Here is a 215-nt window from a genome sequence, read left to right as displayed (position 1 = left end):
GTGACCACCGCCGACGACGGCCAGCTCGCCCTGGACGCCCTGGCCCAGGCCAGCGAGCCCTTCGATGCCGTCTTCATGGACATGCAGATGCCGGTGATGGACGGCCTGCAGGCCACCCGTGCCCTGCGCGCCGAGCCGCGCTGGCAGGCGCTGCCCGTCATCGCCATGACGGCCAATGCCATGGCCCAGGACCGCCAGCGCTGCCTGGACGCGGG

General features: G+C 73.0%; 1 protein-coding gene. It reads left to right on the top strand.

The features are described 5' to 3' along the window. Positions 1-215 (top strand): response regulator (locus HA630_RS00240; protein ID WP_166831980.1); only part of this gene is annotated, 215 nt, incomplete at both ends.

This window comes from Aquabacterium sp. A08 (assembly GCF_011742065.1).
Note: the sequence above shows the minus strand (reverse complement) of the source record. Positions and strands in the feature narration are given on the sequence as shown.